This is a genomic window from Mycobacteroides saopaulense (assembly GCF_001456355.1).
GTDB lineage: Bacteria > Actinomycetota > Actinomycetes > Mycobacteriales > Mycobacteriaceae > Mycobacterium > Mycobacterium saopaulense.
Genome location: NZ_CP010271.1, coordinates 1,590,348 through 1,609,682, shown reverse-complemented (window position 1 = coordinate 1,609,682; position 19,335 = coordinate 1,590,348). Strand labels below are relative to the sequence as shown.

At 64.0% G+C, this 19,335-nt stretch carries 17 protein-coding genes, 1 tRNA gene and 1 pseudogene; 4 read left to right on the top strand and 15 right to left on the bottom strand.

The window, feature by feature from the left end; all coding sequences use genetic code 11:
* Genes MYCSP_RS08070 through MYCSP_RS08045 form a run of 6 tightly spaced genes read right to left on the bottom strand, consistent with a single transcriptional unit; the run spans window position 1 to window position 4,586 of the window.
* The gene (locus MYCSP_RS08070) at window positions 1-633 is read right to left on the bottom strand and encodes a sensor domain-containing protein (protein ID WP_005099244.1); all 633 of its coding nucleotides are present in this window, start codon (window positions 631-633) and stop codon (window positions 1-3) included.
* Complete coding sequence (locus MYCSP_RS08065) at window positions 633-1,994, bottom strand: C40 family peptidase (protein ID WP_005099154.1); 1,362 nt, start codon at window positions 1,992-1,994, stop codon at window positions 633-635. The genes MYCSP_RS08070 and MYCSP_RS08065 overlap by 1 nt, the downstream gene beginning before the upstream one ends.
* Before the next feature lie 3 nt (window positions 1,995-1,997).
* A complete protein-coding gene (locus MYCSP_RS08060; protein WP_088413555.1) occupies window positions 1,998-2,315 on the bottom strand; it encodes a WXG100 family type VII secretion target in 318 nt (105 codons plus the stop codon).
* Window positions 2,316-2,346: 31 nt separating this feature from the next.
* Complete coding sequence (locus MYCSP_RS08055; RefSeq protein ID WP_088413554.1) at window positions 2,347-3,561, bottom strand: hypothetical protein; 1,215 nt, start codon at window positions 3,559-3,561, stop codon at window positions 2,347-2,349.
* Window positions 3,562-3,585: 24 nt separating this feature from the next.
* The gene (locus MYCSP_RS08050; RefSeq protein ID WP_088413553.1) at window positions 3,586-4,191 is read right to left on the bottom strand and encodes a DUF3558 family protein; all 606 of its coding nucleotides are present in this window, start codon (window positions 4,189-4,191) and stop codon (window positions 3,586-3,588) included.
* Window positions 4,191-4,586, bottom strand: coding sequence for a hypothetical protein (locus MYCSP_RS08045; protein WP_088413552.1), 396 nt, complete (start codon window positions 4,584-4,586; stop codon window positions 4,191-4,193). Before MYCSP_RS08045 ends, MYCSP_RS08050 begins: the two co-directional genes overlap by 1 nt.
* Before the next feature lie 523 nt (window positions 4,587-5,109).
* Between MYCSP_RS08045 and MYCSP_RS23070 the strand changes: the two genes are divergently transcribed.
* Window positions 5,110-6,444 carry an ApeA N-terminal domain 1-containing protein gene (locus MYCSP_RS23070; protein WP_157886163.1) on the top strand — a complete coding sequence of 445 codons (1,335 nt, stop codon included), beginning with the start codon at window positions 5,110-5,112 and terminating at the stop codon, window positions 6,442-6,444.
* 223 nt (window positions 6,445-6,667) lie between these two features.
* Here the strand turns inward: MYCSP_RS23070 and MYCSP_RS08030 are convergent.
* The 7 genes and pseudogenes from MYCSP_RS08030 to MYCSP_RS08000 form a co-directional block, all read right to left on the bottom strand.
* Window positions 6,668-6,874, bottom strand: a pseudogene (locus MYCSP_RS08030) (helix-turn-helix domain-containing protein); the annotation flags it as partial.
* Between the two features lie 114 nt (window positions 6,875-6,988).
* Window positions 6,989-7,062, bottom strand: a tRNA-Ile gene (locus tag MYCSP_RS08025).
* A gap of 50 nt (window positions 7,063-7,112) precedes the next feature.
* Window positions 7,113-8,663, bottom strand: coding sequence for a DUF4153 domain-containing protein (locus tag MYCSP_RS08020; protein WP_088413549.1), 1,551 nt, complete (start codon window positions 8,661-8,663; stop codon window positions 7,113-7,115).
* Entirely contained in the window at window positions 8,660-9,676 is a 1,017-nt protein-coding gene (locus tag MYCSP_RS08015) for a sensor histidine kinase (RefSeq protein WP_088413548.1), read from the bottom strand. The genes MYCSP_RS08020 and MYCSP_RS08015 overlap by 4 nt, the downstream gene beginning before the upstream one ends.
* Entirely contained in the window at window positions 9,673-10,335 is a 663-nt protein-coding gene (locus tag MYCSP_RS08010) for a response regulator transcription factor (protein WP_083014160.1), read from the bottom strand. Before MYCSP_RS08010 ends, MYCSP_RS08015 begins: the two co-directional genes overlap by 4 nt.
* A gap of 99 nt (window positions 10,336-10,434) precedes the next feature.
* Window positions 10,435-11,811, bottom strand: coding sequence for a metallopeptidase TldD-related protein (locus MYCSP_RS08005; RefSeq protein ID WP_088413546.1), 1,377 nt, complete (start codon window positions 11,809-11,811; stop codon window positions 10,435-10,437).
* A 28-nt stretch (window positions 11,812-11,839) separates the two neighbouring features.
* The gene (locus MYCSP_RS08000) at window positions 11,840-13,357 is read right to left on the bottom strand and encodes a TldD/PmbA family protein (RefSeq protein ID WP_088413545.1); all 1,518 of its coding nucleotides are present in this window, start codon (window positions 13,355-13,357) and stop codon (window positions 11,840-11,842) included.
* A 73-nt stretch (window positions 13,358-13,430) separates the two neighbouring features.
* Here MYCSP_RS08000 and MYCSP_RS07995 point away from each other — a divergent pair, with 73 nt between their 5' ends.
* From MYCSP_RS07995 to MYCSP_RS07985, 3 genes are read left to right on the top strand one after another with little or no spacing between them, the layout of a single operon-like run.
* Window positions 13,431-14,309 (top strand): carbohydrate ABC transporter permease, encoded by an 879-nt coding sequence (locus MYCSP_RS07995; RefSeq protein ID WP_083014040.1) that lies wholly within the window; start codon window positions 13,431-13,433, stop codon window positions 14,307-14,309.
* A complete protein-coding gene (locus MYCSP_RS07990; protein WP_088413544.1) occupies window positions 14,296-15,111 on the top strand; it encodes a carbohydrate ABC transporter permease in 816 nt (271 codons plus the stop codon). The genes MYCSP_RS07995 and MYCSP_RS07990 overlap by 14 nt, the downstream gene beginning before the upstream one ends.
* On the top strand, window positions 15,111-16,373 hold the full coding sequence (locus tag MYCSP_RS07985) for an ABC transporter substrate-binding protein (RefSeq protein ID WP_083014042.1): 1,263 nt from the start codon (window positions 15,111-15,113) through the stop codon (window positions 16,371-16,373). Before MYCSP_RS07990 ends, MYCSP_RS07985 begins: the two co-directional genes overlap by 1 nt.
* 80 nt (window positions 16,374-16,453) lie before the next feature.
* Here MYCSP_RS07985 and MYCSP_RS07980 read toward each other — a convergent pair whose 3' ends face one another.
* Together MYCSP_RS07980 and MYCSP_RS07975 are read right to left on the bottom strand one after the other, a co-directional pair.
* Window positions 16,454-17,260 (bottom strand): energy-coupling factor transporter transmembrane component T family protein, encoded by an 807-nt coding sequence (locus MYCSP_RS07980; protein WP_088413543.1) that lies wholly within the window; start codon window positions 17,258-17,260, stop codon window positions 16,454-16,456.
* Complete coding sequence (locus MYCSP_RS07975) at window positions 17,257-19,257, bottom strand: ABC transporter ATP-binding protein (RefSeq protein WP_162266329.1); 2,001 nt, start codon at window positions 19,255-19,257, stop codon at window positions 17,257-17,259. Before MYCSP_RS07975 ends, MYCSP_RS07980 begins: the two co-directional genes overlap by 4 nt.
* Window positions 19,258-19,335 lie beyond the last annotated feature (78 nt).

The following is a 19,335-nucleotide window of genomic DNA, read 5'->3' as shown; positions in this document are numbered from 1 at the left end:
TCACGCGCGAGAACGCAGTTTCTCTCGAATCCGTTGCAAGACGGTTTCAGCCACATGCGGGTCGGTGGAAAAGTGGGCGGCGCTGACATCGATGATCACTTGCTCGTCCAGTCGATACAGCTCGACACTGCCCGGTCCGTTGACGGTGTCGGCGTACTGGGCCATGACGGTCTTGTCATCGCCTGCTAGCTTGCTCAGCGTGTATGGAGCGCCGTAACGCGCGACGGGATAGCTTTTCTGACAGGCCGACAGGTTGTCCTGGATTCCGCCGAAGACCGCTTGGGCTGCGTTGCGGTCTGGGTATACAGCGATGCTCTGCTTGATTCCAATGTTGCTCGGCCCGGAATATGTGAGGGTGCGGAAGTTCGTCCACCCCTCACCGAACTTCTGGTCCTGGTTGAACAGTTTTTGGCACGCGACAGACATGTCGAGATCAGGCTGCGGGTCGGTGTATGGCTTATGCAGGTCGAAGTCGGGCTCTGATTCGAGTGCAGGCGGCGTTATCTCACGCACTTCCGCAACACTCAGAGTCAGGGTGCTACTGTCCGGCGGCGCGGGAGGTTCCGTTGTCGCAGTGGGTGCTTGCGTGCAACCCACCAACACCATCAGCAGTCCGGCAAGCAACACCCTCATCACTTGAGCCTCAACACGTCTGTCATACGGCTATCCTCGTCCGCATTGTCCAACCTGACAGGCTTTCCCGATTCAGGCGCATTGATCATGTATCCATTACCGACATATATACCGGTGTGCTGAGTGTTGTTGCCGCTAAATGCTTCATGACCGCTGCCCGGGGTCTCGAAGACAAGAATGTCGCCCGGCTGCGCGATACTCGAGATCTTCCCGGAGGGAATTCTGGCCCCGCCGGATACCGGCGTAAGGTGCTGACTCTTGTCGATCCGGTCCGTGCCCGCACCAGAATCCAGACCGTCCGCCCGCTGGAACACATCGTATCCGGCGCCCTGCTGAGTCGAATAGCGCACGAGTCCCCCACAGTCGAAACCTGTGCGCTGGTCATCGTGATACCGATGTGCGCCGCCGTCGGGCGGGTCCCCCGCAAGCGTCCCTTGAGTTGGCCCGCCCACAGACTTGTTGCCACCCCAGGCATACGAAACGCCTTGCTGACGTCCGGCCGCACCAATAACACGTAACCCCTTGTCACTCACAGCTTCCGGCTTAGGCAACGCCAGCGGCGGCGTTCCGGGTGCACGTTGGCTGCCGTCCGGATTCTTACCCGACAGGTAGTCCTTCCATGCCTGATCGCGTTGCGGTCCGGGAGCCATGTTCTGATCCCACCCAGGCGGGTTATCGGCCATCGGAATTGTCTTGCCGGGGATCATGGTCGGCGTGGCCCCATTGGGATACGGCGGGTTTCCATCCGGCCCACCCACGGGCCCAGACGCCAACACCGATGGGTCTTGCGGCGCGGGCTTGGGCTCGTCCTTTGGTTTGTCTACTGGCGCCTGGCCGCCGATGGTTGGCACACCGCCGGACGTGATGGCACGCAATGCATTTGCGATGTCCGCATCGACAGTGGTTGCCTTGGTCAAGACATTCTGCATACGTTGTTCGAGGTCCTGTTTGACCATCGCGGACTGGTAATCCAGGGACGCGCCACCCGTGTTGATAGTGCCGTTCGGATTGAGTTTCCAATGGACGGTGGCACCCGAGCTGTCGAATGACGCGTTTCGCTCGACAGTCCCCTTGATGTCTTGGTACTCGCGCTTGACGGCCAGGACCTCGTCATAGAGGGGCTTCATGGCGTCGGCGACAGCTTTAGCCTGCCGACCCTGCTCGGTGATGTCGGTACGCAGTTTACCGTGTTGGGCCTTCCACGCCTCGGCCGTCAAACCACCCCAGTCACTCAAACTCCGTTTGGTGCCGTCGTAATTCTCGCCAAGTTTCTCCAGAGATTTGTGGGCGCTCTCAGCGGTCCCGATCACAGCAAGTAGCTTGTCCGGATTCCACTTCTCGATATCAGCGGGGGTCACCATGACCTAAGCTCCCCCATTTGCGGGATTCGCCTTACCGATCGAGCCACGGTTCTGCTCCTCCATGGCCGCGAACGTCTTGGCGTCTTCCTGCATGCCGATACCAACTTGGTTAAGTTGGTGATGCAGCGTCGCACGCTGGTCAACCCATGCTTTGTGTAGATCCACGAGGGCAGAGGCCGATTCACCGATCCAACCGGAGGAGGCCTCCTCAATCTGATCGTGATGGCCCGCGTGCTCGTCGCGGGAGATCTTCACCGCGTCAAGAATCGACTCACCGTGCCGGTGAAGATCTTCTGACCTCACATTGAAGGTCTCACTCATCGCCGTACCCCTTCCGGCACACCGGCCGTGGTCACTCGAACTTCACGTCCCAGCCAAGGGCTTTGTAGCGGCGAACTTCCCGATCCCGCGCTGCCTTTTCGGCTTTCTCCTGCTCGGACCAGTCACCGATAACCCCCGGTGAAGCTGCTGGCATGTCGCCCATGAACTCGTCGGTGTTGTCGTAATTGATCAGGATCTGCGGCGTCGCGTGATCGTCATCGTCTTCACCCTTGCCCCCGCGACCGTGCCCACCGGCGCCTCCCATCATTCCCATGGGGCCCATGCCACGTACACCGGCAGCACCCACACCAGCGGGATTCACGCCACCACCGCCAGCACCAGCTGCGGCACCGCCCGGCAAGCCCGCCCCACCGCGCAGCGCGCTCAGCCCGCCAGGTCCGCCCACACCTGAACCTGACCCACCGACGCCCGTACCCGTCGATGACGGCGAGAACCCAGCCGCAGTCGTGCTACCGATCGGCAGGCCAGAACCACCCGAGCCAGAACCCAAACCAGAACCAGCACCACCAGAACCCGCGCCCTGACCACCACCCGGAGTGCCGCCACCGGAACCACTGCCCTGGCCGCCCTGTCCTTGACCTGCGCCAGCCTGCTGACCCTCGCCACCGGCCAGTTGCGGTTTGGTGTCCTTGCTGGCCAAGCCGTCCGAGGATGACGGCGGGGTTTGAGTACCGCTGCCAGAACCGCCCGAACTCGAACCACCACCGCCGTCGTTGTTGCCGCCAGGCCCCGCAGGCATAGGGCCACCAGCAGTGGTATTCGAGTCTTCCGTGAACTTGGGCCGGTCGGCCTCCAACGGCGAGGTGTAAAGGCGCTGCGCCTCAGCCCTGACCGCCTCCAGCAGCTTCTTTTTGGAATCAGCATCGGTGTCATCGGGCGGCACCGGATACGCTTGCGCTACCCGCGAGGACTGCGAGAGCACCTCGCCGTCCTGGAACAAGGCTGTACTCATCTTGCCCGCTTTCGCTGACGTCCCACTGTCCGAATTGAGTTCGCGTTCCTTGGTAGTCATCTCATCGAGCGCAGCCTCAGGGCCTTTACCCGTCCAGAAATCTGGCTCTGCCAGTTTGGATTTCGCATTGCCGTATGAGACGGCCGCATCAGAGAGCTTCGTGTATACATCGCTCCATGTGTTGGCCAGAGTGAACGCGTTGTCCGCCTTCAGCGCACCTAGCTTCCCCACAATGTCAGCATGAGAACGGCTCTGCCATCCATCGTCAGCCATGAAATCGTCTCCCCTGTTCAGGCCCTACTTGGGCAGCTTCTTGGCTGTATCTGTTGCAATGCTCATCGCCTTCGTGCAGGCGTCTGGAATCACTTTCTGCGCCTGGGGGTTCCGTACACCAACGATCGTTCCCACGGACGCTTTCTGAGCAGGAAGCTCCACGTAACAGACACGCTGCGGGTCAACCTCATCACGCCATCGCACCGCGGCGAGCCCCTCGACGGTCACTTGTTCAGATCCAGGGAACAGGTCCTGGTTGAGATAGTCACTTATGGGGCGATTGAGCACGGTCTGCTGGACGTCCCATCCATCCCCGGACCAGGCGCAACCCCGCTGCAGCGAGGGCGTGTTAGCGAGGTCTTCAACCGAACCCGGCTTCACACCCCATGCCCGCAATTCATCTGCTGAATACGCAAGGCAGGGATCAAAGCTCGTGCCGTTGTTGTTGTCCGTCGGGCCAGGATGTGGACTCGGCAATGTATTGGTGACCGGTGTCGAAGTCGAGGCTGAGGCGGATTGCTTACTCGCGGATGAATCAGTTTTCGCGATGCCCCCGGTGGTATCGGTGCACCCTGCGGCAGTCAACGCAACGATGCACGCGGCTATGGGCAGCGACATGAGCCAGCGCATCAGTAAACAACGCTCGCTTGGTACGCACCGAAGTTGCCGGCGTTGTAATCGTCCTGGTTCTTGTACAGCAGCTCCATCGCCAGGAAATGGTCAATCTGCTTCTGCACTGCATCCCTGTCAGCCGTGATTTTGGCGCGCGCCTCCGTTGACTGGTCCTTGTAGAACTTGGTGACCTCATAGCCGGTTTGCAACTCGCCGAACCCCGCGACCTCTTGAGCACGCTCGGCTGCTTTCAGTGCATCGTTCAGCGAATCACGCACAACGAGGAGCTTCTGTGCCATGGTCTTGCCGGCTCCGTCTTCCATATGCAAGATCCCCTGCGCTCCCGTCGCCGCGCGCTCGCGCTCCTCGGGGCTCATCCCGGTCATGTCGAACTGATAGTCCCGAACACTCACCACTGACCTCGCGTTTCGTCGTCACAACTGGCATTCATCTAGATACGACGACACTAGGGCCAATCTGGTTCCAACAATTTCAAGAAAATCTGCAATCACATGGCGGCCCAGATACCTCTGCTCGACCGCGCTCAACTCCCTGATTGAAGGAGCGCCAGGATCAACCGAAACAGCTGTCAAGCATCACCCGACGTCATACAAGACAACCTGTAGGGCGGGGCTCGAACCCGCGACCAACGGATTATGAGAACTCGTCACCTGGCGTTTCGAGGTCAGGCCAGAGCCTCGGTTGAAGCGCCGCGCGATCCGTTTGAACGCATTGAATGCCTTGCGATTCAATTGCTTCCGCCCCGTGACCGACTCAAACACGGTCACGTGAATGCCTTACCGCTGGTCGGCTCACCGGCCCGACTGCTGCCCGCTCGCTGCTCACCTTCGCCAAGGCAGGGTTTAGTTGGGTAAGCCGCAGATTGGTTCGGCGTGGTTCAATCATCGCCGTTGAATCAGCTTGTAACATGCGGAAATGGCCGACGAATTGCAAGACATACTGAATGGGACTACCGGCCAATTTTGGACGGACCTGGATAAAGTTTTGAACTACGAAGAAGCCGCGAATGGACATGTGGAGCTCAAAGACGACAGACTGATCCACATAGAGACGGTGACAAATCTTGATCCGTATACAGCCTCGACCGCCAGCCGAGAAATTCCACGAGTCATATATGGTTCAACTAAACCCGCCGGCGCCGTGTTCTACGATATCTCTGGAATTAGCAGTAACAGCAACATCGGTGGCGTTAGGTCTTCCTCAGAATCTTATCGATTGCAGTCAGTTCTCTCAAACGTGAATTTGCGCAACGTCGCTAGCGAGAAACTGACAAGAATGCTTGTGACTTTCCCTAGAGTAATGTTCTGGTCGGGTATAGGCGGCGTGGCAATGAAGAGGCACACCGACGCAGTAGGCCGTTCCAAATCTGTAGATGCCAAACTTCGTCCATCAAAAGAGATTACAGCGCCGGTACGGCGCGGAATTGAAGTGTCCTTCTCGTCTCATTGGTCAGTTTCAGGGCCAGATGACGTCCGAGTGCTCAAGAATCCGTTGGCAGTTGTCACCAAGAGCACGAAGCCGAGACAATGGGAGGATCACCTTGAGCCTATTCTTGCCGTGCAAGACCTCATCAACATGGCTTACGAAGGCTTCGTAGTTGCCGACGTCGGCACAGCAGATATCGAGCTGAAGCAAGAGAGTGTTTTCTCACGGTCTCCTGAACTCTGGATTAGCCGCATTATGACGGTTCCGCCGGGGAGCGAAGCACCAAAATCAATGAATAAATATCCAGTATTCAACCTTTCGCAGATTGGCGGAATTAGAGGGGTAGACGGCTGGATTGAGTTATCACGCAAGCACGGACGTGCAACTGGGCCAATCAGCAAGATTTACCGCTTCGGACGCGGCCTGGCAGTGGAAACCCGATGCATGGAGATTGCCGCTGCGATTGACTATTGGTCAGAGATTCATCGCAGAGCTGGAGTGGCGTGGGCAGGGAAACCAAACGGAAGTTTGACGCAATGTCTTGCGAAGTTCGCCGGCTCGGCTTTCAAGGAGTTTGTTGGAGATCTAGATGTGTGGTCAAAGATTTTCCGAGATACGTACAATCGAATCAAGCACGAACCCGTCTTCTCATACGATGCCGAAGACGTTTACACCATTACGCGATCAGCGGAAATCCTTCTCCAATCAGCACTGCTGAATCGCATTGCGCGGAATAAGAAAATGACAGGAATCATCTGCGACAGTCACCGCAACTATCGAGTTGGCATCGACGTTCGACAGATCGTTGCGCGGGGCCAGCTATGAGCGAATTTGAAAGGCAGCTCACCTGCTCCGGGTCTCAGATTTCTGCTATCGAACACATTGCGATAGTTCATCAGCCACTCGTTGATGTAGTGGGACCGGGGGCGAGGAAAATTGTCAATTGACTGGAGTCAGATTCAGCTTGGACCGTTGGTCTTGAGGTGAGGAAAGGCGCTGCGGTGCTGAGGAACTCGGCTTCGGTGAAACCGCTCGGTCTTGCCCCCGCCGCTGGCATCTGATGCGGACAGCCCTTCCGCCGACGCGACCGATCCGCCAAACCCTCCAGGCCCTGCGCCTCATACCGGGCCAACCAGGCATACAGCCTCTGCCGAGAAACCCTCACCTTCGAGGCGACCTGCGAAACCGACAAACCGTCGCTGATCACGGCCAACACGGCCTGATACCGCTGCTCGACCACGCTCAACTCCCTCATTTAGGGAGTGTCAAGGATCAACCGAACCACGTGTAAAAGCATCAGCCGAAACGCCGTAAACCTCACCCGACACAGAAACGCCAAGCATCACCCGACGTCATACACCTCTGTTTGTAGGGCGGGCGGGGCTCGAACCCGCGACCAATGGATTATGAGTCCACGGCTCTAACCAACTGAGCTACCGCCCCCAGCAGGTCACGACTCTAGCCGATCCCCTGCCAAGCCCCTGGAAGCCAGGTCACCTGTGGTCGTAATCCAGGTTGCACGACGCTGCCTTGACCTCGGCAGCCCGGATCTTCTCCCGGCTCACGTTGTACTCGTACCAGGGCGCAGTCTCCCGCAGGTGATACGCAATCTTGCCCTGCACGCAGTCCCGTACGTCCTCGGGTAGCGACTTCGTCGCCGCGAATGCGTCGGACGACAAGCTCCCCATGTACCACTGGTCGATCTTGCCGGTCTGCTGGAAGAACTCGACGTTACGCTGCGCGATATAGCTTTCCGGGTTGAAGATCGCCAACCCGAGCATCCCGAACGAACCGACCGCCACCACAGCGGTGGGCAGCCACCGCGCACTCATCCGGATGCCCGCCACCAGAATCAGCACCAACACCACGGCCATGCCCAGCTCGATCCAGCGCACCAGCAGCCGCTCCACACTGAACCCATACGCCTTCTCGTACAACGACATCCGGTGAATGGCCGAGGCCACGATCACCAGCGTGGTCAGGCACAGCCCGCCGATCAGCACCCGTAGGTACAGCCGGTCACGCGCATCCTCGCGCCCCGCGACGCGGATCGCCACTGCGATCACCCCCAGCACCAGGATGGTGACGAACAGCAGCTGCCAAAAGCCCTGGCGCGCATACTCTGCGTAGGTCAACCCCTCAGTGACCTGCACGTGCTCGTCTCCCCCGAACAGCATCGAAATTTGCACGCCCACAAACGCGATGAACAGCAGATTCAGCGCGGCCAGCGGCAAGCTCCACTCCCAGCGCGGCAGCTTCTTGGGCTCGGTCGGCGCCAATCGGTCAAAGCTCGGCGGCTTGGACAGCACGTAGATGGCGCCCAAGGCGAACCCACCGACCAGCACGCCGACGACGACCCGGCCAACCACATCGCCGAAGGACACGAACGGCAAGACCCCGCTGATCAACGCGTTGAACCGCGCGTCGGCGTCGGCCAGCAGCGCCCCGAACGCCGCCACCAGGCCGAGCGTGATCAGCACGACGATGGCCGCCCGGTCTGGGTTGATCTTGCGACCCCGCGACATGGTGCGGGTGCCGCGGCGCATCCAGCCCGCCACACGGAACGGTGCCCTCAGCATCACGAACTGCCCGTAGATCAGTCCCGTCCACGTCCGCGCCGGAGCCAGCGCGTACACGAACAACGCCAGCGACGTCAGGACACACAGCGCGACAAGCCATCCCGCGTCCCGCACGGTCGGCACCACCGCCAGGCACAGCGCGAGCACTAGCGCGCCGACACGGGTGGGCGTCCACTGCACCTTCTGTGTTGCGAAGGCCGCAAGGGCCACCGCGAACGCCGTCAGCGTCCAGCCCAGACCCGGAAGTGACGAGCGCCAGCACAGCGCCCCCACTAGACCCGCCCCGATACCGCTGAGCAGCGCCCCCTGGGTCATCTTCGAGCGGATGTCCCGGGGCCAGGCCGTCATAAACCGCGACGGCGGCCCGAAGATCGGTACCGGCGGGCGCGGCACGGGCGGCACTGCGGCCTCGGCCGGCGCCCCCGGAATCGGATACGGCGGCGGCACTATCGAACCAGTGGTCATGAATTCCCCTCCTCGTTGTCGAACTGCGGCAATGTGACGCGCACCCGGCAGCCGGGCGCGTCCACGATTTCGATACGGCCGCCATGCAAATCGACGGCCCACTGCGCGATGGCCAGCCCCAAACCGGTGCCGCCGTCGCGCGATCCCCCGTGGGTGAATCGCTCGAACACTCGTGATCTTTCGTGCGGTGCGATGCCGGGCCCGGTGTCGGCGATCTCCAGCAGCAGTGCGTCGTTCTCGGTGCGCGCGAACACCGACACCTGTCCCCCGGGCGGGCTGTGCCGGGAAGCGTTGTCCAGCAGGTTGGCCACCACCTGGTGCAGCCGCGCGGTGTCGGCGACCGCCGCCAAATCGAACGGCTCGACGGTCACGTGGTAACGCACCTGGCGTCCGGTCGTCTTCGCCTCGGCCACCGCGTCATCGACGAACTCGCGCACCGCGAACGGTTCGCGTTGCACCGGAACCGATCCGTTCTCGAGCTTCGACAGATCCAGCAAGTCATCGACCAGCCGGCCCAGCCGTTCGGTCTGTGCCAGTGCGGTTTTCAGCGTCGCCGGGTCCGGCTCGGCCACCCCGTCGACGATGTTCTCCAGCACCGCCTGCAGCGCCGTGATCGGTGTGCGCAGCTCGTGGGAGACGTTGCCCACCAACTCACGGCGGTACTTCTCAGCGGATTGCAGCTCGGCGGCCATGTGGTTGAAAGCCGTTGCCAGTTGACCCACTTCATCGCGTGAGGTGGAGCGAATCCGGCGCGAGTAGTCGCCCTGGGCCATCGAACGCGCCGCCGCCGTCATATCCCGCAGCGGCGAGGTCATACCGTGCGCCAGAAACCACGTCACCCCGAACGACACGAACAACGCCAGCGTGAGCGCGTACCGAAGCTTCCACTCGGCGGTGATCCACAGCAGACACGTGGCGATCAGCAGCGCCACCCCCACCAGCACCGCCGTCTTGAACTTGAAGGAGCGCAACGGATCCAGCGGTCGCGGCAGCAGTTCCAGCAGTTGGCTCATCGCGGTACCTCCAACGCGTATCCGATGCCGTGCACGGTGCGGATCAGCTCCTGGCCGAGCTTGCGGCGCAACGCCTTGATGTGGCTGTCTACGGTGCGCCGGCCCGACGGCAGCCCCTCGCTCCAGCCCCACACCTGATCCAGCAGCCGGTCGCGGCTGATCGCCACCCGCGGGTTATCGGCCAGATAGGCCAGCAGATCGAACTCGGTGCGCGTCAGGTGCACCTCGTCGTCCCGGTGGTACACGCGGCGCTCGGACACGTCGATGCGCACCTGCCCAATGCGCACATCGGTGCTCGGCGGCGCGACCCGCTCGGCGCGGCGCAGCAGGGCGGCCACCCGGGCCACCAACACCCGCATGCTGAACGGCTTGGGCAGGTAGTCGTCGGCCCCCACTCCCAGGCCCACCAACATGTCGGTTTCGGTGCCGCGCGCGGTGAGCATCAGCACCGGGATCGGCGCCTGCGCCTGCACCTGGCGGCAGACCTCCAGCCCATCGAGGCCGGGCAGCATGACGTCGAGCACCATCAGATCCGGCGGGGTTTCGCGGCAATGCCGCACCGCGTCGAGGCCGTTGTCCTCGGTGTCTACCGCATACCCCTCGGCGCAAAGCCGCGCGGATATGGACGCACAGATCGTCGGCTCGTCGTCGACAACCAAGATTCTTCGCTGGCTGGGCACATGAACAGGTTATTTGACGCTTGTGGGGATGGCTGGAACCTTTTGTGAAGGTTCTGTGGAGACCGCTAAGCGGCCCCCTTACTGCGCCGCGCTGACCGACGACATGTGGAAATCCGGAATCCGCAGTGCCGGCATGGCCTGGCGGGTGGCGTAGTCGCTCCACTCGCGCGGCAGCGTGTACTCGGTGACGCCCACCTGCGAGACGCGCCGCAGCAGATCGATCGGGCTCTCGTTGAAGCGGAAGTTGTTGACGGCGCCGGTGATCTGGCCGTCGCGCACCAGGTACACCCCGTCGCGGGTGAGCCCGGTCAGCAGCAGCGTGGTCGGGTCCACCTCGCGGATGTACCACAGCGTGGTCAGCAGCAGACCGTTCTCGGTGGCGGCGATCATCTGCTCCAGCGTCTGGCTGCCTCCCCCGGTCATGACGAGGTTATCGGCGCCCACCGTGGGGGCGGCACCAAATTCGGCGGCATCGGCACGCGAATAGCTCAGTGCGTTGATCACGCCGTCGCGCACCCAGTCGACGCGCTCGATGCCGATGCCGTTGTCGAAGACCGACAACGATTCCCGGGAGATCGGCGTCGCCACGAACGGGCTGCTCTCCAGCCCCGGGTACGACGGGTCCGAGTAGACCGTGACCGGAAGCTCGGTCAGGCGCTCCCCGATGCGGGTGCCGCCCGGCCCGGCGAAGGCGTTGCGGCCCTCGTGCGCGCCGCGCCCGCCCATCGTCCACACCAGGTACTGCATGAGGTCCCCGGTCGCCGACGGCGGCAGCAGCGTCTCGTAGCGGCCTGCCTTGAGCTCGATCTGATTCTGTGCGGCCGTGAGCCTTTCGGAGAGCTGGCGCAGCAGCGATTCGGTGGGCACATACACGAATTCGGGCGTGCACACCCCGGCCCACGCGCTGCCGACACCGCGCTTGGCGTTGATCTCCACCTGGCCCGTCGGCTGGGTGAACCGGCGGCGCAGCCCAGTCGATGACGCCAAGAAAGTGGTCTGGCGTTCGTGGCGGGCGTACCCGTACAGGGTGTCCGGGCCGTCGAAGCCCGTCGAGAGGTCGGCGGCCAGCGAGCCGAACACGTCGGCGCCGGTACGCGAGATCTGCGCATCCCAGCTCTCCCCCACGGCCTCACCGGGCCCCAGCAGCGGCATGGCATCGCGCGACGGCGGCGCGGCCGCGGCCTCGGTCTGGCTGGCCGCCACCAAACCGGCGAGCGCGGCCGGATCGGCATCCTCGGTGAGCACCGAACCGACACGGGCCTGATCACCTTGCCGCAGAATCGATATCACCGCGATGCTGCGCTTGATCGACTCGCCGTTGGTGGTCATGGAGCTGCCCGCCCAGCGCAGCGAGGCCTCGCTGCTGTCCTGGATCAAGACGATGGTGTCGTCGGCGCCGCCGCGTCGCGCGGCTTCGGCCAGGACATCCTCGGCGACCTGCTGTGCGGGGATCACTGTGCCGTCTCCTCTTCGCGCAAGCGGCTCATCGGCTGCTACCGCCCTCTTCTTTGGTGTTCAGAACGTTGACGCCGCGGAACAGCGCCGACGGGCAGCCGTGGCTGACCGCCGCCACCTGTCCGGGCTGGGCCTTACCGCAGTTGAAGGCTCCGCCCAGTCGCCAGGTGGATTGGCCGCCAACGGCTTCCATCGAACCCCAGAAGTCGGTGGTGGTGGCCTGGTAGGCGACGTCGCGCAGCTGGCCGTCCAGCTTGCCACCGCGGATGCGGTAGAACCGCTGCCCGGTGAACTGGAAGTTGTAGCGCTGCATGTCGATTGACCACGACTTGTCGCCCACGATGTAGATGCCGTCTTCGACTCCGGAGATCAGGTCGTCGGTCGAGCGCTCCTCCGGGGAGGCCTGCAGAGACACGTTGGCCATGCGCTGGATCGGCACATGGTGCGGCGAGTCGGCGTACGAGCAGCCGTTGGAACGCTCCTGGCCCAGCCGGGGCGCGAACACGCGGTCCAACTGGTAACCGACAAAGATGCCGTCGCGCACCAGGTCCCAGCGCTGCGAGGCCACCCCCTCGTCGTCGTAGCCCACCGAGGCCAGACCGTGGACCTCGTTACGGTCGGCGGTGACGTTCATGACGGGCGAACCGTACTTCATGGTGCCGAGCTTGTCGGGGGTCGCGAACGAAGTGCCCGCGTAGGCGGCCTCATAGCCGATGGCCCTGTCGTATTCGGTGGCGTGGCCGATGGATTCGTGGATGGTCAGCCACAGGTTGGTGGGGTCGATCACCAGGTCGGTGGGGCCGGCGACGACGCTGGGCGCCTTCACCTTCTCGGTGAGCAGCTCCGGGATCTCGCGCAGCTCGGTGCTCCAGTCCCAGACACCGTCGCTGCCGACGGCCTCCCAGCCGCGGCCCATCGGCGGGGCCAGGGTGCGCATGGTCTCGAAGGACCCGGTGGCGGCATCGACCGCGATCGCGTCCAGCTGCGACATGATGCGCACCCGCTGCTGCGTGATGGACGAGCCGAAGGTGTCGGCGCAGAAGGTCTGCTCCTTGACCGCCGTGAGCGTCGCCGAAGCGTGGTCGACACCGTCGGAGGCCAGCAGCCGCCCCGAATACTCCTGCAATACCGCGATCTTGTCGGCCTGCGACACCTCGAACGGATCGATCTCGTACTCGGACACCCACTGCACGTCGGCGTAGACCGGCTCGGCCGCCAGCTCGACCCGCTCGCGGTTCAGGCTCCGCAGCCCGCGCGCGACTCCCACCGCCCGGCGCGCGGTCTCGGCGGCGGCCGCCGCGTCCAGCTGCACATGCGAGGCGAATCCCCAGGTTCCGTCGACGATCACCCGCACCGCCAAACCGATGGTGCGCCCGGAGACCGCGGTCTCCACCTGCTCGTCCCGGAGCACCAGCTCCTCGTTGACGAGCCGATGGATGCGTAAGTCGGCATAGCTGGCACCGGCGGCGCGGGCCGCGCTCAAAGCAGCATCGGCAAGTGCGGCGCGCGGAAGCGCCAGGAAATCGGAATCTACGGACCGAGTCACACGCTCAACGCTACCGTCGCCGTCCAGGCACCCGCTCTTCGCGCAAGCGGCTCATCGGCGATTTAATGTTCCCGTGAGTAGGTCGCGGCAGACAGCCGTCGCATACGGGCTGCTGGCCCCGAGTCTTTTCGGGGTGGCCGCGTTTCTGTTGCTGCCCATGTTGGTGGTGGTGTGGCTGAGCCTGTGCCGCTGGGATCTGCTGGGCCCCATCGAGTTCGTCGGCCTGGACAACTGGCGTTCGGTGCTCACCGACGGCGCCTTTGGTCACTCCCTGCTGGTGACGCTGCTTTTCGTGGCGTTGGTGATCCCGGTGCAGACGGCGCTCGGGCTTTTCGCGGCGACGCTGCTGGTGCGCGGCCTGCCCGGCACCGTGCTGTTCCGGACCATCTACGTGATCCCCTGGATCTGCGCGCCGCTGGCCATCGGCGTGCTGTGGCACTGGATGTTGGCACCCACCGATGGCGCGATCGGGTTCTTTATGGAGCGCCTCCTCGGCGCGCGCATCGAATGGCTCACCGACCCCTCGCTGGCGCTGCCGGTGGTGGCGGCGGTGAGTGTGTGGACAAACGTCGGTTATGTGGCGCTGTTCTTCATGGCGGGTCTGCTGGCCATCCCGGGCGATGTGCACAACGCGGCCCGCGTGGACGGTGCGACGGCCTGGCAGCGGTTCCGCCGTATCACCCTGCCGATGCTGCGGCCCACCTTCTTCTTCGTCCTTGTCACCGGGGTGGTGAGTGCGGTGCAGACCTTCGACACCGTGTACGCGCTCACCGGCGGTGGGCCGCAGAACCGCACCGACCTGGCCGCGCACCGCGTGTACGCCGAGGCGTTCGAGTCCGCTCATGTGGGACGTTCGGCCGCGATGTCGCTGATCCTGTTCCTGATCCTGGTGACCGTCACGGTGATCCAGCACCGCTACTTCCGGACGCGGGTGAGCTATGACCTGGTCTAGGAATGCGCTCGTCTATCTCTTGTTGATCCTGGGCGCAGCACTCACGCTCGGGCCGTTCCTGTTCGCCCTGTCGGCATCGCTGAAGACCACGCAGCAGTTCTCTGCCGACTCTCCGTTGGCCCCGCCGAATCCGTTCACGATCGCCAACTACACCGGGCTGGCCGACGCCGGGTTCGGGCGCGCGGCACTGGTGACGGTGTTGATGACGGCGATCATCGTGATCGGCCAGCTGACGTTCTCCGTGCTGGCCGCGTACGCCTTCGCGCGCCTGCAGTTCCCGGGGCGCGACGGATTGTTCTGGGTGTACCTGGCCACGCTGATGATTCCGGCCACGGTGACCGTGGTGCCGATGTATCTGATGCTGACGCAGGTCGGCCTGCGGAACACGTTCTGGGCGTTGGTCATCCCGTTCATGTTCGGATCGCCCTACGCGATCTTCCTGCTGCGTGAACATTTCCGCACCATCCCCGACGACCTGATTCGCGCGGCCCGGCTGGACGGGGCCAGCACCCTGGACATCCTGTGGCATGTGGTGGTTCCGGTCAGCCGGCCGATCCTGATCACGCTGACGCTCATCACCGTGGTGTCGCAATGGAACAACTTCATGTGGCCGTTGGTGATCACCAGCGGAGGCAACTGGCGGGTGCTGACCGTCGCGACCGCCGGGCTGCAGTCCCAGTTCAATGCGCAGTGGCCCATCGTGATGGCGGCGACCACGGTGGCGATCGTGCCGCTGGTGATGCTGTTCGTGGCGTTCCAGAAGTACATCGTCCGTTCCATCACGTTGAGCGGACTCAAGTGATGAAATCCTCGACACGCGCCGTGTTGGTCCTCGGGCTGGTTGCGCTGCTGCTCTTCGGAATCGCGGTATGGCTGGGAATTCCGAAGACGCCGCACGGGAAGACGGTAGTCACCGTCCGGGTCTGGGACGAGCAGGTGGCCACGGCGTATCGCAGCTCGTTCGGCGAGTTCAGCCGCCGCAATCCCGAGATCGAGGTGACCGTCACCGTCACCTCGTATGCGAGCTACTTCAACAGTCTGCGCACCGATGTGGCCGGGCACGGCGCCGACGACATCTTCTGGGTCAACAGCGGCTACCTGTCCGACTACTCCGACACCGGGAACCTCATCCCCGTTGCACCGCACGCGGACTGGGATCCATCCGTCGTCGCCCAATTCACCCGCGGCGGCAAGCTCTGGGGCGTGCCACAGCTCAGCGATGCCGGGATTGCCCTGTACTACAACAAGAACCTGCTCGACGAGGCCCAGGTCGATCCCACCGAGCTCGCCGAACTGCGCTGGGATGCCGATCCCTCCGTCGACACGCTACGCCCGATGCTGCACCGGCTCACCGGGCCCGGCCATTGGGGATACAACGCCGCCAACGACTTACAAGGCATCTACCTGAATTACCTCGGCTCGGCGGGTGCGGTGTTCCAGGCCGACGACCGGTTCGCGTTCGCCAACCCGCGCGCGCAGATGGCCTTCACCTACCTGGTGGATCTGATCAACGTCGACAAGGTGGCGCCGTCGGCCGCCGACACCAACGACAACAACGACTTCTCGCGCAACCAGTTCCTGCAGGGACGGATGGCGCTGTTCCAGTCCGGCACCTATAACCTGGCACAGATCCAGGCGAACGCCACCTTCCCGTGGGGCGTGGCGATGATGCCCGCCGGACCGCAGGGCCGGGTCAGCGTCACCAACGGCATTGTGGCGGCCGCGAACTCGTCGTCGGCGCATCCCGAGGCCGTCCAGCGGGTGCTGGCCTGGATGGGTAGCGCCGACGGGAACGCGTTCCTGGGCCGTGACGGCGCGGCGATCCCGGCCGTGCTCAGCGCGCGGGAGCCGTACTTTCAGCACTGGGCGGGCAAGGGCGTCGACGTCGCACCGTTCTTCGAGGTGCTCAACGGTCCCCAGATCGCCGCACCCAATGGGCGTGGCTACGGGGCCGGGTTCGCCGCGCTGAAGCCCTATTTCGCCGAGATGTTCCTGGGACGGCTCGACGTACACACCGCGTTGCAACAGGCGCAGCAGGCGGCGAACAAGGCACTGGAGCGGTAACTGCGCGCCGAGTGTGCGGATACGGTCGAAATTCCCCCAGAAATCGACACCATCGGCACACTCGACGCCATTCCCCCGCGCTACAGCACCTCGAACAACACGACCGCGGTTCCGACCGCGATCAGCAGCAGTAGCGCCACCGCATCACGCAGACCCGGCCGCACCGGGTGCGCCGCGATCTGCCCGGTACCACCGCGCGCCGTGATCGCATCCCCCATCTCCGAGGCACGCCGCAGGGCGACCGTGATGGCCGCCGTGAGCATATCGACCACCTCGGACACCCACCGGAACCCGCGCCTGCCCTCGCGCACCTGAGGAGGACGCAGCCTGCGGGCCGCGACCAGCACCCGGAACTCGTCGAACAACATCGGGAATGACCGCAACGACAGCGCCAGCGTGGCGGCGCGCTCGTCGACCGGGATCCCGAAGACCTTCAGCGGCCGACCCAAGAGCGCCACCGCGGGCGCGATCTCGGAGACATTGGTGGTCCACGACACCATGGCTCCGGCACCGAGCAGCACTATCGCGACGGCGGTCGTGCGCGCGACCGCGAGCACCCCGTGGAATCCGATGGTCAATCCGCCGATGTGCCAAAACGGTGGCCCGCCGCTGAAGAACACGGTGAGGCTACCGCCGATCACCAGCGCCAGCATCCACATCGGGATGGTGGGTACGGCGCCGCGCGGAATGTACGCCAGCCACGCGGTGAGGATCACCAACCCGGCCACCGCTCCGATAGCTGTCCAGGTGGGAAACAGCGTCAGCAGCACCGAAATCAGGAAGACCGCAATGAGTTTGGTCCCCGCCCACAGCTCGTGAATGGTCGAGGTGCCGGGCACCGGACGCAACAGCACAACGGGGCGGCGCGGTGCACGTGTCGTGGTCATGACCGGTCCCCCGATGCCACCGACTCGGGCAGCAGCACGCCGGATTGCAGGTGCACGGTGCGCGGACACAGCTCCTGCATGCCGTCGAAGTCATGCGAGATGACCACGATGGTCAGCCGTTCACGCTCACGCACCTCGATCAGCAGCCGCAGCAGGCCGGCCTGCGCCTCGGCATCCAGACCCGCGAGCGGCTCATCCAGAATGAGCGCACGCGGCGAGCGGGCCAGCAATCCGGCCAACACCACCCGGCGCATCTGGCCGCCACTGAGTTGATCGATGGGACGCGTGGCCAAGCCGGGCTCGAGTCCCACCCGGGCCAGAGCCTCGATGGCGCGCGCCGTATCGCGCCCCGAAAACCCTGCTGCCGAGGCAATCTCGTAGTCGACGCGGCTGCGCAGCAGCTGCAACCGGGCCGCCTGGAAACAGATGGCGACGGACCCCACCTGATCGGAGACCGGCTTACCGTCCAAAAGGCACTGGCCCGTCGTGGGTTTGGTGAGGCCGGCGGCGATCCAGGCCAGCGTCGACTTGCCCGAGCCGTTGCCGCCGTGGATGAGCACACCGTCGCCCTCGTGGACGGTCAGCGACACATCGTGCAACGCCGTCTTGGACCATGGTGTGCCGCTGGCATATTGATGGCCGACGGAGTCGAATTCGAGAACCACCGGCGACTCGACATCGGGCGTCGCGGCCGTGGTGGTGGGCACGGGCACGGTCTGAATCGCAGTACGGGCCGTCTTGCCGTTGACGGCACGCAGCGCCACTTCGCGGTCAGCGGCGACAGCCTCGGACTGAAAATGTGTGATGTGCACCAAGGATGTTCGGTGCTGGGCGGTGAGCCGGGACAGGACCCCGAGCAGATCCTGGCGTCCCTGCGGGTCGACCATGCTGGTGATCTCATCGGCCACCAGCAGCGCGGGTTCGCGCGCCAGCGCCGAAGCCACTGCCAGCCGCTGTAGCTCTCCGCCCGACAGCGACGACGTGCTGTGCTGCCCCATGCCCTCCAGCCCGACCTCGCGCAGCAGACCGTCGATATCGACCTGGTGATCGGCGGGCAGGCCCCACACCACGTCGTCGGCGACCTTGGTGCCCAGCACCTGACTTTCCGGATGCTGCATGACGATGGCGGTGCCACCGACCGCGCCGAGACCCACCGTTCCGGGCCGCTGGATCTCACCGGACGTGGGTTCGCGCCCGGCCAGGATGCGCATGAGGGTGCTCTTGCCGGAACCGTTGGGGCCGGTGATCGCGACGTGCTCACCGATATCGATGTGCATCGAAAGCGGCGCCAGCGCATCGGCTTCGCCACGCGGATAGCGGAAACGCACATCGTGCAGACGAACTGGCACCGGGCCCACCGCACCCGCGTCGGCCGGCGGATCGAGCTGGTGCACATCGGGGATCACGGCGAGCCGCCTGATCACCCGGGAGAGCACCCACCAGCCGAACATCGTGTGCAGCAGCACGAAGGTGAAGACGATGCCGCCGATGAACCACACCCAGTTGCGCATCGCGAAGTCGATGGCGCTGGTGGCGTCCGCACCCACGAATTCCAGATGCGGCACATGCGCAATCATCTTGAACAGGCCCTCCAGCGAGGCCCGCAGCGCATCGAAGAGCAGGGTGCGCATCCGTTCCAGCAGCGACAGCGCGCCGACCGCCAAGGCGGCGATGATCGTGCTGCAGATGACCCCGAGCACCGTCAACACGGGCATGCCGTGCCCGCGACGGCGCACCACCCCGGTGAGGCCGCCGATGTAGACGCATTGGCACATCGCGATGAATCCGCCGAGCCCGGCGAGCAGGAACGCGATGACGCCACCGGCCAGTGCCGCGGCCAGCAGCACCCGGACGCGATACCGGTAGCCGAGCAGACCCATGGGAACCGCGCCGAGCAGTTGGATGGCGCCGAAGATGGGCAGGGTGGTGCCGATGATGACCATGGATGCGGTGAGCGCGGCCATGACGGCCGCCTGGGCCAACTCATCGGGTTTCAGCGGCACCCTGGTGAAATTCACTTCACAATTCTGCCAGCAGGCTCAACCGCTCTCAGCGCCTTCTCAGCTTCGCCGCGC